This is a genomic window from Nitrosomonas sp., assembly GCF_019752415.1.
In the GTDB taxonomy this organism is placed as follows: Bacteria; Pseudomonadota; Gammaproteobacteria; order Burkholderiales; family Nitrosomonadaceae; genus Nitrosomonas.
In genome coordinates this window covers 36,432-50,016 of the sequence record NZ_JAIEME010000033.1, presented here as the reverse complement: position 1 = coordinate 50,016, position 13,585 = coordinate 36,432, and the positions used below count along the sequence as shown (strand labels likewise).

Sequence of the window (13,585 nt, the reverse complement as noted above, 5' to 3'; positions counted from 1 at the left end):
TCGGACAAAAAGCGATCCCGTCGTGTTTGTTTCTTCTTTGCCGCATATTCCAGGTCAGAAAAGCTTGATTGCATCGCCCTATTCCATATTTATCAGTATGATGCAGTTTATCAAACCTTTTTGACCAAAGTCGATGTGATCGAATAAATCAGTGTTTCCCTAAATTGGTCCATTTCCATAATACAAAAGGGGATAGCATGCAACTTACCACAACAGATTTCATTTTTGACGTAATATATTACGTCATTTCGGACGTCTAATTTTAGTTAGGCGCCATATGCGCATCCCCACCAACTAAATTTTCGGAGTCCACAAATGCGAGTCAATGTTTACGCTGAAGAACTGAGAGAAATCACGGATGAATACGGAGACCGTGTAACTCTTATTAGAGAGCCGGTAGTCCAAGGATTTAAACACGCTGCTGTACAAATTCTCCTTGGAAATAGAGTGATTCACTCTAACAACGCAGACGGCAAAGACGATGACACACCAGGGATAAAATTCTGGTACTCAAGCGAGTATGAGCGAAACTTGTTAGTCAATATCCTCAAAAAGGCACTAGAGGAGTTGGATCGCCCAGAAGCAAAAAGTGAGCTCGCCTAACCCTATGTTCGAGCAGTACGGCGCAAAAGCGCGCCATCCATCAACTTCACGTTAGACATCACAAACGCCCGTCTCATGAAGCGCCGACTTCTATTTGCTTCCTACAGCCGACATGACAGAGAGATCGTGAAGCAACTCTGCGCACTACTACGGATAAGCGGTACAGAAGTGTTCCGCGACGAAGATGCCATCCGACCAGGCAAGAAGTGGCGTGCTGTGCTTGCCGATAATCTACAGCGAGCAGACTGCGTGCTCCTATTCTGGTCAGCAAACGCTGCAATATCCGCGGCGGTACGCGACGAGTATCAAGACGCGATGTCGCACAAGGTCGATATAGCACCGGTGCTACTTGATGGAACACCACTGCCAAGTTCTCTGGCTGAGTACCAATGGCTGGACTTCCGCAATGTCGTCTCCGTTTCGCCAGTCCCTAATAGACCGTTGCCTTCGCCTACTGGTGCAGTCATTGGCGCGGGTGTGATGATCGCCGGGCCAATCTCAAGCGTGGTGGGCGCGCTAGTAGGTCGTGGAGAACCAATCACTGACGATCTCAAGATACAGATTTCATCCAAAGAACTATCGCCTACTGAACGAACGACACTCGCAAAACTTCTCGAGCAAAGACTAGCGCACCGTGATGCCTAACCCCTCACTCAAGTGGAGCGCCAGCGGCAGGTCGCGAACAAAGAAAATGAATAGGTAACATGAGACAGATATCGCTATCTATGATGTCTAGGAAACCCGCCACCATGACCGCCACCCCCATGACCTCTACTGAGTACTATGGCAGCCGCGACGATGGCAACAGTGACAGCGACTGCGATGACTTTACTCCAGTCAATGACTGTTTTATAGAGCTGGAAATCCCCTCTCCAGCGTATGCGCTGCCAGACTTCGTCCGGAGTAACCGGATAAGGACGGTTGATAACCTCATGGGTAATAATAATTCCGTGATCCGCTCTGACGTCAATGGATTGCGTGGCATCTTCCAGCAATATGACCTTGATCACGCCACTGAGTACCGTGACTTCCGTCTGATGCTGCGACACACTGATATGCAGGATAGCGTCCTTGGCTTGTATCCTTGCATGCAGGGTTTCAATGTTTTGCTGGCAATCCGATGTATCCGCGTAAGCATTACCCACATTAAACCGATCGACGCGTATCACGCAGGATGAATCCAATGCTTTGAATTCAACGCGTGCGCTGCTTTGAGGACCCGTGCTCACAAACGAATGATTCTTTACCTTCGCAGAAATCTTTACTTGCGCGCCATTGAGTAAAGCGCTTTTGCCCGATGCGTACATGGAACCGATAACAGCATTGTCAGTACCGGCGTTGTGATGAACACGAAAACCTGTATTTTCACTTTGTTCCAAAAAACCGTCCCTTTCAGCAAAATTCCTATCCTGAATGGGCACTGTTTTACAACCCGCCAGTAGCAAAATGGCTATAAAAAGTAGCAGCCCTTTATTGCCAGACAAATTAAAAGAAGAAAGCATGAACCATTGATCGCATCTCGAACAAATATCCCTTATCTCGCAGAAGAATAGCTTGGTTTTTGTGGTGTCCATTTTGCTTCTCCTTTCAGTAATGAGTTCCGGGTGGGTTGCTGATGGGATCACTGTACAGCGATCAATCTGAATCAGGACTGAATGAAGCGAGGCGTGATTATGGTGCTGTTTTTTCTGCGCTATTACAAGGCAGTGGGTATCTGACAAAACCGGATAGGTTGTTAAGCAATTTCTGACTCAATTGATTATGTTCAAGGTCAGATTATGGATTTATCGGGTTCTAAGCTTTTCATTGAGAATCCAATTAAACTCAAGAAACCGAATATAAAAATTGTCTGTAGCAAGCAATTCTTTTGTGTGTACGGTATCAGCAAGGCTATCGCGATATTGGGTAAAGAATTGCGACAGGTTAGGCCAGCCTTGCGAACCGCGCTCAAAATCTCTCTCGTACCAATCAAAAATTTCAGAAACTTCGAGTTTCCCAGTCACTTCGTCCAATCGATTGCGTGATCGATCTGACAAGAAAGCGCGTGTTGCTGATTCTAATTGCTGTTCTAAGTCGATGCCGCTATACGCTCGATTGCGTAATGCCGGGTAATCGATGGAAGCGCGATTGAGTGCGAAATGAATACGTGGTTCATCGTAATTTCCAGGCCTACGAATAAAATCAACTTCAAGCTCGCTTAATGAAAGAATTTTACCCAATAGGGGAATAAAGTTAATTTTTTGCTGATTCTTTATCATGGAAATGAGCTGTAATTTCTCACGAAGATTACGTGGCTTATAGTATCGATCCTGGGGTAATGTTGATTGAGTCCTCAGAATCATGTCTATCGTAAACGCGTTGTAGGCATTAATTAAGAAAGCAAGCTGCTCGGATTTATCCCAATCTGAAAATTCGCTTTCTTTGACTTGCGATAACTGGGACAAATAGCTGCTTAACTGACCGCGATGTGCAGAAAAATTAAAGTAATCCACAACACTGGCTTTTCCTTGATTCACCATATAAACATGTTGACGTAACAAATCATCCCAAATGGCATGATCGAATCGTGCCGCTGAAACTGTGCTCGAAGTAAGCCACAGCAGTACTATCAGTAGTGAATGTTTAAAGCTATTCAAAGTAATCTCCTGACATCAAATCGATGTTACTTGCACTGGAGTTTTGGCGCGGTGATGAAAACGAAGCCTTTATTGCCAGGCGAATTAAAAGAAGAAAGCATGAGCCATTGGTAGCATCTCGAACAAATATTCCATATCTTGCAGAAGCATGGTCTATTTTTTGGGGCGCCCATTTTGCTTCTCCTTTCAGTTATTCATTCCGAGAGGGTTCCTGATGGGATTACTGTACAGTGGTCAATCTGAATCAGGACTGAATGAAGAAACTGAACAAGATATTGTTTTTGCTGCACCACAACAACAACTTGTGAATGGAATATGTAGAGAAGGGTGGCCAGTCTTTTGATTGCCTACATGAGGGGTGAAAGACAGAGTTGACATTGCGATACATTGCATGTTTGAATACTGTTCAAATATCAATTATGGAGTCATTCGAACATGTCAAATCGTGGCGGGAAAAGAGAAAATGCGGGAAGGCCGCGCGGCCAGGGAAAATTTGGCGAACCGACTGTTTCAATACGCATACCGGAAAGTCAGGGAGCTACCATCAAAAATTTTCTTGACGCATACCAGCGTAAAAGAACAGGCTCCGGTGAAGAAGAATCCAATGTGGATGAGTTTCTTATTCCCGCCATTAGCGATCAGCCGACCTTGTTACCGCTTTTTTCCACCAAAGTGGCGGCAGGTTTCCCCAGTCCGGCGGATGATCATATCGAAAAAAGCCTTGATGTCAGTGAATTTCTGATCGATCATGCGGCATCGACGTTCTTCGTTACGATTAAGGGAGATTCGATGATGGATGTCGGTTTACTGCCAGACGATAAAGTTGTGGTAGATAGATCAAAGACACCAGGCATCGGCGACATTGTGCTTGCAGTGGTTGACCGTGAATTCACTATTAAAATTTTTGATTACGGGGCAAACAAAATGCCGAGGCTTATGCCAGCCAACTCATCAGGTGCTTACAAACCCATTTACATTCGTCCAGATATGCAGTTTGAGATTTTTGGTGTAGTAACAGGATCATTCAGGCGCTTCAAATAGTCATGCGTAGCATCGCCCTCATTGATGTTAACAATTTCTATGTCAGCTGCGAGCGGGTATTTAATCCTAAGCTTGAGGGTGTGCCGGTTGTGGTCCTATCCAACAATGATGGTTGTGCGGTAGCCAGAAGCAATGAAGTAAAAGCGCTGGGTGTCAAAATGGGTCAACCATGGTTCCTGTTAAAGGATCTGGCACGCAAGCATGGGATAGTGGCTTATTCATCAAATTACACCCTGTACGCCGATATGAGCAATCGGGTAATGCGTATATTGTCAGCATACAGCCCGAAACAAGAAGTTTATTCCATTGATGAATGCTTTCTTGATCTTACAGGTTTCTCGAATCTGACAAGTTATGGTCAGGATATCAGGCAACGTATTAAACAATGGACCGGGCTTCCGGTTTGCGTTGGAATTGGTGCATCCAAAACACTTTCAAAACTGGCTAACCATATTGCAAAAAAGAATCCAGAGTTCGCTGGCGTGTGTGATCTGAATGCCATGCCTCAACAACAAGATGATTGGTTGAGTCAGATCGAAGTAGGAGAAGTGTGGGGAATTGGGAGACGACTGGCGCCCAAGCTCAATGCAATGAAAATAAAATCTGTCCTGGATTTAAAGCGATCTTCACCGTCTGTCATGCGAGATTACTTCTCAGTGGTAATGGAAAAGACTGTTCATGAACTGAATGGTACATCTTGCATTGAACTGGAAGAAATTACTCCACCGAAAAAGCAGATCATTAGTTCACGTTCATTTGGGATTAAGGTAACTGATTTGGCCAGTCTTGAGGAAGCGGTTTCATTTTATATTAGCAGAGCTGCAGAAAAGCTACGCCGACAACAATCTTATGCCGGAGCGGTTTATGTCACTATCCGCACCAGTCCGTTCAAAGACAAGCAGCCATCCTATGAAAACGGTTTAACGATCAAGCTTCCAATGCAAACGGACAATACCGTGCTTCTGACCAAGGCCGCCTTGTGGGGATTACGGAAAATTTATCGAAGCGGGTATCGTTATCAAAAAGCGGGGGTAATGTTGTCTGATCTGGTATTCAGGAAAAACCGGCAGGGTGATCTATTTGGCCTGGCATCAATAGACAGTGATAGTAGATCGAACAAACTGATGAATGCGATTGATCAAGTCAATGCCCGCATGGGGAGAGGCACGATTAGGCTGGCATCCGAAGGTTTTAAGCAATCATGGCGAATGAAACAAGTCAATAGAAGCCCGAATTACACGACAAACTGGGATGAATTGATTTGTGTTGCGGAATAATTAGTTGGGATCGCCTGTTTATGAGATGTAATTATTAAATAAGTTATATTTTGGAATGTGGCAATTTGGCATAGCATCCGAACTTAACAGCGTTATTGTAATGTAGTATAAAATCGAATTGAGAAATGCCCTACCTCCACATAGCAGTATTGTGGCCAAATATTATAAGGAACCAATATGTCTCAATCACTTTTTATTCTTATCATCTTTGTCATAACGCTTCAAGGTTGTGCTTCATCCAGAGAAGTGTTTCTGGCTGACGGGACCAAAGGGCATAACATCAACTGCAGTGGCTCCGGAATGAACTATAGCAACTGTCTTGAGAAAGCGGGGGAAATCTGTGGTACAAGTGGGTATCACCTATTGAATCAGCAAGGTGAGGTTGTTCCTTTCTCTCAAGCGATCCGTGAGTTTGGCGCAAACACACCATCAGCATCAGTCGGATATTTGACATCTTCGGGTTCAATAATCACCCGTAATCTATTTATCAAATGCAAATAAAAGAGCGCAACTTATGAAAGTTGAAGTGACGGTTGAATTAGACATCAATTTATATAAAACCAGTATTGCAGACATAAAGAAATTATTGGAAGAAATGATGGATCCGAAAAAATTCGATGCTCTGGAAACGATAACTATTAAAGATATAAAAATAGGAAAATAGATTGTCTCTCAAAGTTTAATATTTTATCGTGACTGAACATCCTTCTCGGGGACAGTCAGGCTGCTAATCAATAATAGTAGAATAATTCCCGGTGGTGGATTGGTATGGATTCCGTTGTGATACTGCATGAGTAATCATTACTGATGCGTTCCGCTTCTTACTGCGAGAGTTTTAGCCCGCCCTCTTGCCAGTGTTCGTGTTATTTTTCGGCCAGCCCTCCTCGGAGGGCTGTTTTTTATTTTAGCAACGCTAACGCAAATTCCCGCATCAACAACAAGTAGATCGACAGCTACTTTATCCTGATTTTATGTACGTTACCGAACTGAGTACATCAGCCTAGCGTGTAATGATAAAAATAAGCGCTGAAATACATTGTTTTAAATTTCCGGACAACTCCCGGATTGGTCGTCTCACCTATCATTGTGTAGTACCGCTACACAGCCATAATACCTTGCCAATTTTCACGCGACGCCAACAATTAATACAAAGCTATGCCTCATAGCAGTTATTAAAACATTCAGGCTAAAAATATTTAGTTACAGGAGAAATTTATGAATAATCAATATCGATTAGCAGTCATTCCAATCTTTGTTATCGGCTTACTTACAATGGGAGGATCCCATGCATTTGCAACAGAACTTGGCAAGGAAGTTTCTGTGCAAAACCATTTGAAGGACGGCGATGAATTCAACATGAAAGTGCGAAAGCTTATTGGTCACGGCAAGCTATTATTCGGTGCGAATTGGACCAATCAAGAAGGCGGTGGACGTCCATTAACCAAGGGGACCGGCTCTCCGCTGACAGATTCATCCTCGCCATTAGTTTTTCCACGTAACTTTAATCGTATTTCAGCACCGGATACGAACTCCTGTTCAGGCTGCCATAACAAACCCCGTATCGGTGGCGGAGGAGAAATTGTTACCAATGCATTTATTACCGGGCAACGTTTTGATTTTGCAACCTTTGACCATAATGACACGACGCCAACGCGGGGCGCACTAGATGAGGAAGGCAAATTTGTACAACAGCAAACCATTGCCAATTCCCGTAATACACTGGGTCTGTTCGGTTCTGGTTATATCGAGATGTTGAGCCGTCAGATGACAACAGATTTGCAAAAAATCCGGGATTCCATTACCTCCGGCAGGAATGCAGAACTGATTAGCAAGGGGGTTTCATTCGGAACTTTAGCGAGGAATCAAAATGGCAGTTGGAATACCAGCGATGTTAACGGATTGCTTGCATCAAGCTTGGTTAGTGATGGCGCCGATAATCCGCCAAGCCTGATTATTAAGCCATTTCATCAGGCGGGTGGCGTAGTATCATTGCGCCAATTTACTAATAATGCATTTAATCAGCATCATGGCATCCAGTCGACTGAACGGTTCGGTATCAATTTGGATGCGGATGGAGATGAGTTCGTTAACGAAATTACTCGTGCGGACATCACTGCAGTCACTTTATTTCAAGCGCAACTTGCAGTACCTGGCCGGGTGATTCCTAATGATCCTGAAATTGAGGCGGCTGTTCGTGTTGGTGAGCAGATTTTCCAAAACATTGGGTGTTCGGGTTGCCATGTGCCTAAACTACCCTTAGATAAAAAAGGATGGATCTATAGTGAACCGAATCCTTTTAATCCCAAGGGCAACTTACAAAAAGGCAATACGCAGGAATATAGGATTGATTTGACAGAAGAAAAACTTGATCAACCAAGATTGAAAGTTGAAAAAGAAGTAGTTTGGGTGCCCGCTTTTACCGATCTAAAACTACATGATATTACCAGTGGGCCAGGCGATCCCAATCGAGAACCCATTGATCAGAATGCACCTGAAGGATCCGCCGAATTTTTTGCAGGAAACTCTCGTTTTATGACGCGAAAACTCTGGGGCACGGCTAATGAGCCGCCGTATTTTCATCATGGGCAATATACCACTATGCGTCAAGCTATCGAAGCACATCGCGGCGAAGCCTATGGCACCTATGTCAAGTGGACAGCTCTCAGTGAGGCAAATCAGAATTCAGTCATTGAATTCCTGAAAACTCTCCAGATCCTGCCTGAAGGCACTAAACATCTGGTGGTCGATGAGCGTGGCAATAAAAAAGAATGGCCTTAATAAAGTAATCATCAAAAAATAAACGGCTTCGCCCTTGGGCAAAGCCGTTTCCATCACAGATAAATCCCGGCAATATTTTCTGGTAACTTCCGCACACCGATTAACAGGATTAGGAAGCCACATGCTGTTCGGTAACGGCCATAAACTCGCTCTGAGTTAGTTAGCGCACAGACGGCAAACTCACCAGACCATTACTCTGCATTCGATAAATCTTGTTGGCAATACACATTGCCAACTATCTGTCATCGCTTCTCATGCATAAAGGAGTAATTTATGGAAAACCATCCCGGCAACAACACCTATCCGGACAATTCAGCAGTGACATCAAAGGTGATCGAGATTCGCAAGGGCCAGACGTCAGGTCGGCTTGATCGTGCTGAATTTAGCGTTCGATTCCGTGCCACATTCATTGATCCCGCGTTCCGATGCGAAGATGAATCCATCGCACGGCTTGAAGAAGTCGCTTGGCAAGCTTACACCAATGGCCGCAAGGCACCCTTTACACAGAAAGCAGGTCCGGGATATGTTGATCCGGATTACGAATTATCAGTCGAATGGCTGTCTACAAAGCAGCGTATAGAAGAAGCTCAACGGCGCTGGAGTGACCCTTCAACGCCATCTCGGGTATTGCTGATCTGCGGCTCGGCACGCAATGATGGAACCTGTCCAGGCGAGATGTCCAAATCCTTCCGGCTGTTGAAGATTGTTCGCGAAACATTGGAACAGGCTGATATCCAGGTTGATGTACTCGATCTGAGTCTGATTACCTCGGAATATGGTCGCAACATCCACCCATGCAAGGGATGTGTGTCGACAGCAATGCCTTTGTGTCACTGGCCGTGTAGTTGTTACCCCAATCACTCTCTCAATCAAAACAATGATTGGATGGCCGAAATCTATGAGCGCTGGACGGCTGCCCATGCCGTGATCATCGTAACCCCAGTATATTGGTACCAGAGCCCAAGCCCTTTGAAATTGATGATAGACCGCATGGTCTGTGCCGATGGCGGCAACCCTGATCCTACATCGACATCGGGCAAGAATGCGGGCAGAGCGAAAGAACTTGAGATGACCGGATGGGATTACCCGCAGCACCTGGCTGGACGCGCCTACGGAGTGATTGTCCACGGTGATGTGGCCGGTATTGAAGGTTCGCGCCGTTCTTTGTCCGACTGGCTCGACTGGATGGGTTTTATTGATGCCGGAGCTCAGGCACGCCTGGATCGCTACATCGGATACTTCGAACCCTATGCGACCAGTCACGATGTCCTGGACAAGGATACCGCAGTGCAGGTAGAAACACGCAATGTCGCGCTTGCCGTAGCGAAAGCCGTCGTTGAGTTACGTGCCGGACGGCTCCATGCGGTGCAGGCGAAGCTGTCACGCCCGCGGCCAAAGTAGATCTATTCTCTCATTTCATCCTTCAGCACACTCCTAACACTGGAGGGTGCTTCGCTGTTGCCACTCATCTATATCTGAACAGAATTAATAGAGGAACAATCATTTCAGTCTGATCGACTTATCCACAGTGGTGTAGTACGCTATGTCGCGATAATGCCTAGTCAATTTAAACTCGGCACCAACAATATAACTATCATCTTGTACTATAATTCCGAACTACTTACCGTTTGATATCGATTCCCTATTAAAATTAATCTATGGATACCACTGACATCAAAAGTTACATGCAATCCGTCGGCCAGGAAGCACGCATGGCTTCGCGCTTGGTCGCAAAAGCGGACACGGCGGCGAAGAATCGTGCACTGACTGCGATGGCGGATGCCATTCGCCGGGATGAAAAGCTATTATTAGCAGCCAATGCCAAAGATCTGGACAATGCACGTACCAAAGGCCTGGAAGCTTCTATGATCGACCGTTTGACTTTGTCGGCCAAAGGCGTGGCGACAATGGCGGAAGGTCTGTTGCAGATTGCGGCACTGGCTGATCCGATAGGCGAAATCAGTGGATTAAATTACCGCCCTTCCGGCATACAGGTGGGGAAAATGCGCGTGCCTTTGGGCGTGATCGGCATTATTTATGAAGCACGCCCGAATGTGACGGCTGATGCCGCAGGTTTGTGCCTGAAAGCGGGGAATGCAGCGATTTTGCGCGGCGGGTCGGAGGCGATTCATAGCAATCAGGCGATTGCCGCGTGCGTCAAAGAAGGATTGCGTCTGGCCGGTTTACCGGAATCGGCGGTGCAAGTAATTGAGACCACCGATCGCGCGGCAGTGGGCGAATTGATCACGATGAAAGATTTTGTCGATGTGATTGTGCCGCGCGGCGGCAAGGGATTGATCGAGCGGGTTTCCAATGAAGCACGTATCCCGGTGATCAAGCACCTGGACGGCGTATGCCATGTGTACATTGACGATCAGGCGGATTTTGAAAAAGCCATCACCATTGCCGACAATGCCAAAACGCAGCGGTATGGCACCTGTAACACGATGGAAACATTGCTGATCCATGAAGGCATTGCACAGAAAATACTGCCTGCGCTGAGCAAAATATATTTTGACAAAGGTGTTGAATTACGCGGTGATGCAACCGCATGTGGCATCATTCCACAAATGCATGCGGCCACTGAACAGGATTGGTACGAAGAATATCTGGCACCGATTTTGAGCATTCGCATTGTCACTGGATTGGATCAGGCGATTGATCACATTACGCGCTATGGCTCGCAGCATACCGATGCGATTGTCACGGAAAATTACACACATGCACGCCGCTTTCTGCGTGAAGTGGATTCCAGTTCGGTGATGGTCAATACCACGACGCGTTTTGCCGATGGATTTGAATATGGCTTGGGTGCTGAGATCGGCATTTCGACCGACAAAATCCACGCGCGCGGTCCGGTCGGCTTGGAAGGATTGACCAGTCAAAAATTTGTCGTGCTGGGCGACGGCCAGTTAAGACAGTAACCTGCTTTTAAACATATTCATACAGAACGAGTGCCCAGCACTCAATCCACCTCAAAGGTTGTTATGACACAAGTTGTCGAAATAAAGATTCCCGATATCGGTGATTTCAAGGATGCTACAGTCATTGAGCTATTCGTCTCCCTCGGCGATACGATTGAGAAGGAAACTTCGCTGATCACACTGGAAACGGACAAAGCTTCAATGGAAGTACCTTCCCCATACGCCGGTGTCGTGCAAGAAATCAAAATCAAAGTGGGCGACAAAGTGTCAGAAGGTTCGGTTATTATGACTTTGGCAGTGACTGAGCAATCCGCAACCGCAACGCGCTCAGAAACCATAACCGGAACCAGCGAGAAAGCAATTGCTGCTCCCATTGTTACCCCAGCCCCTGCGCCAACATCACCGCAATCCATTCCACCGGGAGACATTCACGCCGACGTGGTAGTGCTTGGCGCCGGTCCCGGTGGTTACACCGCGGCTTTTCGCGCTGCCGATCTGGGTAAAAAGGTGGTTTTAATCGAGCGCTACGCCTCGCTCGGTGGCGTGTGCCTGAATGTTGGCTGCATCCCTTCCAAGGCTTTACTGCATGTGGCCAAAGTAATCACGGAAGCAGAGGATGTCGAAGCGCAAGGTATTGTTTTTGGCAAACCCAAAATTGATATCGCTAAGCTGCGTACGTGGAAAGAATCGGTGATCGGCAAACTGACCAAGGGCCTGAAAGCACTAGCGAAACAGCGCAAGGTGGAAATCATCCACGGCTCCGGGAAGTTCACTACGCCACATCTGATTCAAGTTGAAACTACGGATGGACAGAAAACGGTTTCTTTCGAGCACTGCATCATCGCAGCCGGTTCCAGCGTCGCGCGTATCCCTGGTTTTCCTTACGATGATCCGCGCTTGATCGATTCCACCGGAGCACTTGAACTAAAAGACGTGCCGAAGCACATGCTGGTTATCGGTGGCGGCATCATCGGCCTGGAAATGGCCACAGTCTATTCCGCATTGGGAAGCAAAATCACTGTGGTGGAATGGATGGATCAATTGATCCCGGGCGCTGATCCCGATCTGATCAAACCGCTGCATCGCCGTATCAAGAAACGCTACGAGGCGATTTATCTAAAAACCAGGGTAACTCAGATTGTAGCCGGTGAATCCGGGCTGACCGTGACCTTTGAGGGAGAAAATGCGCCGGAACAGCAAACCTATGACCGTATTCTAATGGCCGTCGGACGCCATCCGAATGGGCGTGCGATCAGTGCCGCGGAAATCGGCATTCAAGTCAACGAACGCGGTTTTATCCCGGTGGATCAGCAAATGCGCACTAACTTGCCACACATTTTTGCAATTGGCGATATCGTAGGTGAACCGATGCTGGCGCACAAAGCCACTTATGAGGGCAAATTGGCTGCAGAGATTATTGTCGGGCATAAAGCCATTTTTGATGCCCGCACCATTCCTTCCGTCGCTTACACCGACCCTGAGATTGCCTGGATGGGACTGACTGAGAAAGAAGCCATCAAACAGGGTATCGATTATGAGAAAACCAGCTTCCCCTGGGCTGCCAGCGGCCGTGCCATATCCATGGCGCGCGAAGAAGGATTAACGCAACTGCTGTGGGATAAAAATACCCGTCGCATACTGGGTGCCGGCATAGTGGGCATCAATGCCGGCGAGTTGATCGCGGAAACGGTTTTAGCGCTGGAAATGGGTGCGGATATGCAAGACATCAGTCTGACCATTCACCCGCATCCCACGCTCTCGGAAACCATATTGTTCGCCGCAGAAATGGCGGAAGGAACTATCACCGATCTTTATATACCAAAGAAATAGGCGACGTGAATATCTCTGAAAATTCAGAAAAATACCCTCCCGATTTCTGATTCCCGAAAACAAAACAATGACAATCAACTTTTATTAATTTCATGATAACCACAAAAAAAACTTACGGTATTTCTTTCGCATTACTATTTATTTTATGTGGTGTGATACAAAATTCATTTGCAACGCATATCTCAGAACCTGTTCTGATCGATCCTCCAACACAATTTAAAGTCGGAGACATGGTTATTCTGCATGGACGGGTAGACTACAATGCGCAGCCGGCCCCCGATGTTTTGCTTAATTTCAAACTGATCCGCCCCGATGGCACGATGGCTGTTGATCAATCCTATCCAAGTAATGCGGAAGGTCATTTTGAATTTAAGTTTGATAGCAAAAATGAAGTGCCTGGCACTTATCAAATTACGATTACTTCACACTGCCTGGAAATTCACCGGTATGCTTGCACCTACAAAAATCAAACACTGTCTTTGGAATTAAAATAACC

The 13,585-nt window shown here is 46.4% G+C and carries 13 protein-coding genes; 11 read left to right on the top strand and 2 right to left on the bottom strand.

What is annotated here, in order from left to right:
* The first annotated feature begins 315 nt into the window (after positions 1-315).
* Together K2P83_RS06260 and K2P83_RS06255 are read left to right on the top strand one after the other, a co-directional pair.
* Positions 316-603, top strand: a complete 288-nt coding sequence (locus K2P83_RS06260) for a hypothetical protein (protein ID WP_292927376.1) — start codon at positions 316-318, stop codon at positions 601-603.
* A 75-nt stretch (positions 604-678) separates the two neighbouring features.
* Positions 679-1,248 carry a toll/interleukin-1 receptor domain-containing protein gene (locus K2P83_RS06255; protein ID WP_292927374.1) on the top strand — a complete coding sequence of 190 codons (570 nt, stop codon included), beginning with the start codon at positions 679-681 and terminating at the stop codon, positions 1,246-1,248.
* Positions 1,249-1,322: 74 nt separating this feature from the next.
* Here K2P83_RS06255 and K2P83_RS06250 read toward each other — a convergent pair whose 3' ends face one another.
* Together K2P83_RS06250 and K2P83_RS06245 are read right to left on the bottom strand one after the other, a co-directional pair.
* Positions 1,323-2,177 (bottom strand): hypothetical protein, encoded by an 855-nt coding sequence (locus tag K2P83_RS06250; RefSeq protein WP_292927372.1) that lies wholly within the window; start codon positions 2,175-2,177, stop codon positions 1,323-1,325.
* A gap of 210 nt (positions 2,178-2,387) precedes the next feature.
* Entirely contained in the window at positions 2,388-3,239 is an 852-nt protein-coding gene (locus tag K2P83_RS06245; protein WP_292927370.1) for a DUF547 domain-containing protein, read from the bottom strand.
* Positions 3,240-3,674: 435 nt separating this feature from the next.
* On the opposite strand from K2P83_RS06245, the gene umuD reads away from it, so the two are divergent.
* From umuD to K2P83_RS06200, 9 genes are all read left to right on the top strand, one after another.
* The gene (gene umuD / locus K2P83_RS06240; RefSeq protein ID WP_292927368.1) at positions 3,675-4,280 is read left to right on the top strand and encodes a translesion error-prone DNA polymerase V autoproteolytic subunit; all 606 of its coding nucleotides are present in this window, start codon (positions 3,675-3,677) and stop codon (positions 4,278-4,280) included.
* Between the two features lie 2 nt (positions 4,281-4,282).
* Positions 4,283-5,557 carry a Y-family DNA polymerase gene (locus K2P83_RS06235; protein WP_292927366.1) on the top strand — a complete coding sequence of 425 codons (1,275 nt, stop codon included), beginning with the start codon at positions 4,283-4,285 and terminating at the stop codon, positions 5,555-5,557.
* 177 nt (positions 5,558-5,734) lie between these two features.
* The gene (locus K2P83_RS06230) at positions 5,735-6,058 is read left to right on the top strand and encodes a hypothetical protein (RefSeq protein ID WP_292927364.1); all 324 of its coding nucleotides are present in this window, start codon (positions 5,735-5,737) and stop codon (positions 6,056-6,058) included.
* 13 nt (positions 6,059-6,071) lie between these two features.
* The gene (locus K2P83_RS06225) at positions 6,072-6,221 is read left to right on the top strand and encodes a hypothetical protein (RefSeq protein ID WP_013967014.1); all 150 of its coding nucleotides are present in this window, start codon (positions 6,072-6,074) and stop codon (positions 6,219-6,221) included.
* A 551-nt stretch (positions 6,222-6,772) separates the two neighbouring features.
* Complete coding sequence (locus K2P83_RS06220; RefSeq protein ID WP_292927361.1) at positions 6,773-8,335, top strand: di-heme oxidoredictase family protein; 1,563 nt, start codon at positions 6,773-6,775, stop codon at positions 8,333-8,335.
* A 273-nt stretch (positions 8,336-8,608) separates the two neighbouring features.
* Positions 8,609-9,736, top strand: a complete 1,128-nt coding sequence (locus K2P83_RS06215; protein WP_292927359.1) for an NAD(P)H-dependent oxidoreductase — start codon at positions 8,609-8,611, stop codon at positions 9,734-9,736.
* Positions 9,737-9,993: 257 nt separating this feature from the next.
* Positions 9,994-11,259, top strand: coding sequence for a glutamate-5-semialdehyde dehydrogenase (locus K2P83_RS06210; RefSeq protein WP_292927357.1), 1,266 nt, complete (start codon positions 9,994-9,996; stop codon positions 11,257-11,259).
* 63 nt (positions 11,260-11,322) lie between these two features.
* The gene (gene lpdA / locus K2P83_RS06205; RefSeq protein ID WP_292927355.1) at positions 11,323-13,089 is read left to right on the top strand and encodes a dihydrolipoyl dehydrogenase; all 1,767 of its coding nucleotides are present in this window, start codon (positions 11,323-11,325) and stop codon (positions 13,087-13,089) included.
* 92 nt (positions 13,090-13,181) lie between these two features.
* Positions 13,182-13,583, top strand: coding sequence for a hypothetical protein (locus tag K2P83_RS06200; protein ID WP_292927353.1), 402 nt, complete (start codon positions 13,182-13,184; stop codon positions 13,581-13,583).
* Positions 13,584-13,585 lie beyond the last annotated feature (2 nt).

Bases quoted from the DNA above. Each gene is read 5' to 3' on its own strand.
- K2P83_RS06260 (WP_292927376.1), top strand. From the start codon at position 316: ATGCGAGTCAATGTTTACGCTGAAGAACTGAGAGAAATCACGGATGAA.
- K2P83_RS06255 (WP_292927374.1), top strand. From the start codon at position 679: ATGAAGCGCCGACTTCTATTTGCTTCCTACAGCCGACATGACAGAGAG.
- K2P83_RS06250 (WP_292927372.1), bottom strand. From the start codon at position 2,177: ATGGACACCACAAAAACCAAGCTATTCTTCTGCGAGATAAGGGATATT.
- umuD (WP_292927368.1), top strand. From the start codon at position 3,675: ATGTCAAATCGTGGCGGGAAAAGAGAAAATGCGGGAAGGCCGCGCGGC.
- K2P83_RS06235 (WP_292927366.1), top strand. From the start codon at position 4,283: ATGCGTAGCATCGCCCTCATTGATGTTAACAATTTCTATGTCAGCTGC.
- K2P83_RS06230 (WP_292927364.1), top strand. From the start codon at position 5,735: ATGTCTCAATCACTTTTTATTCTTATCATCTTTGTCATAACGCTTCAA.
- K2P83_RS06225 (WP_013967014.1), top strand. From the start codon at position 6,072: ATGAAAGTTGAAGTGACGGTTGAATTAGACATCAATTTATATAAAACC.
- K2P83_RS06220 (WP_292927361.1), top strand. From the start codon at position 6,773: ATGAATAATCAATATCGATTAGCAGTCATTCCAATCTTTGTTATCGGC.
- K2P83_RS06215 (WP_292927359.1), top strand. From the start codon at position 8,609: ATGGAAAACCATCCCGGCAACAACACCTATCCGGACAATTCAGCAGTG.
- K2P83_RS06210 (WP_292927357.1), top strand. From the start codon at position 9,994: ATGGATACCACTGACATCAAAAGTTACATGCAATCCGTCGGCCAGGAA.
- lpdA (WP_292927355.1), top strand. From the start codon at position 11,323: ATGACACAAGTTGTCGAAATAAAGATTCCCGATATCGGTGATTTCAAG.
- K2P83_RS06200 (WP_292927353.1), top strand. From the start codon at position 13,182: ATGATAACCACAAAAAAAACTTACGGTATTTCTTTCGCATTACTATTT.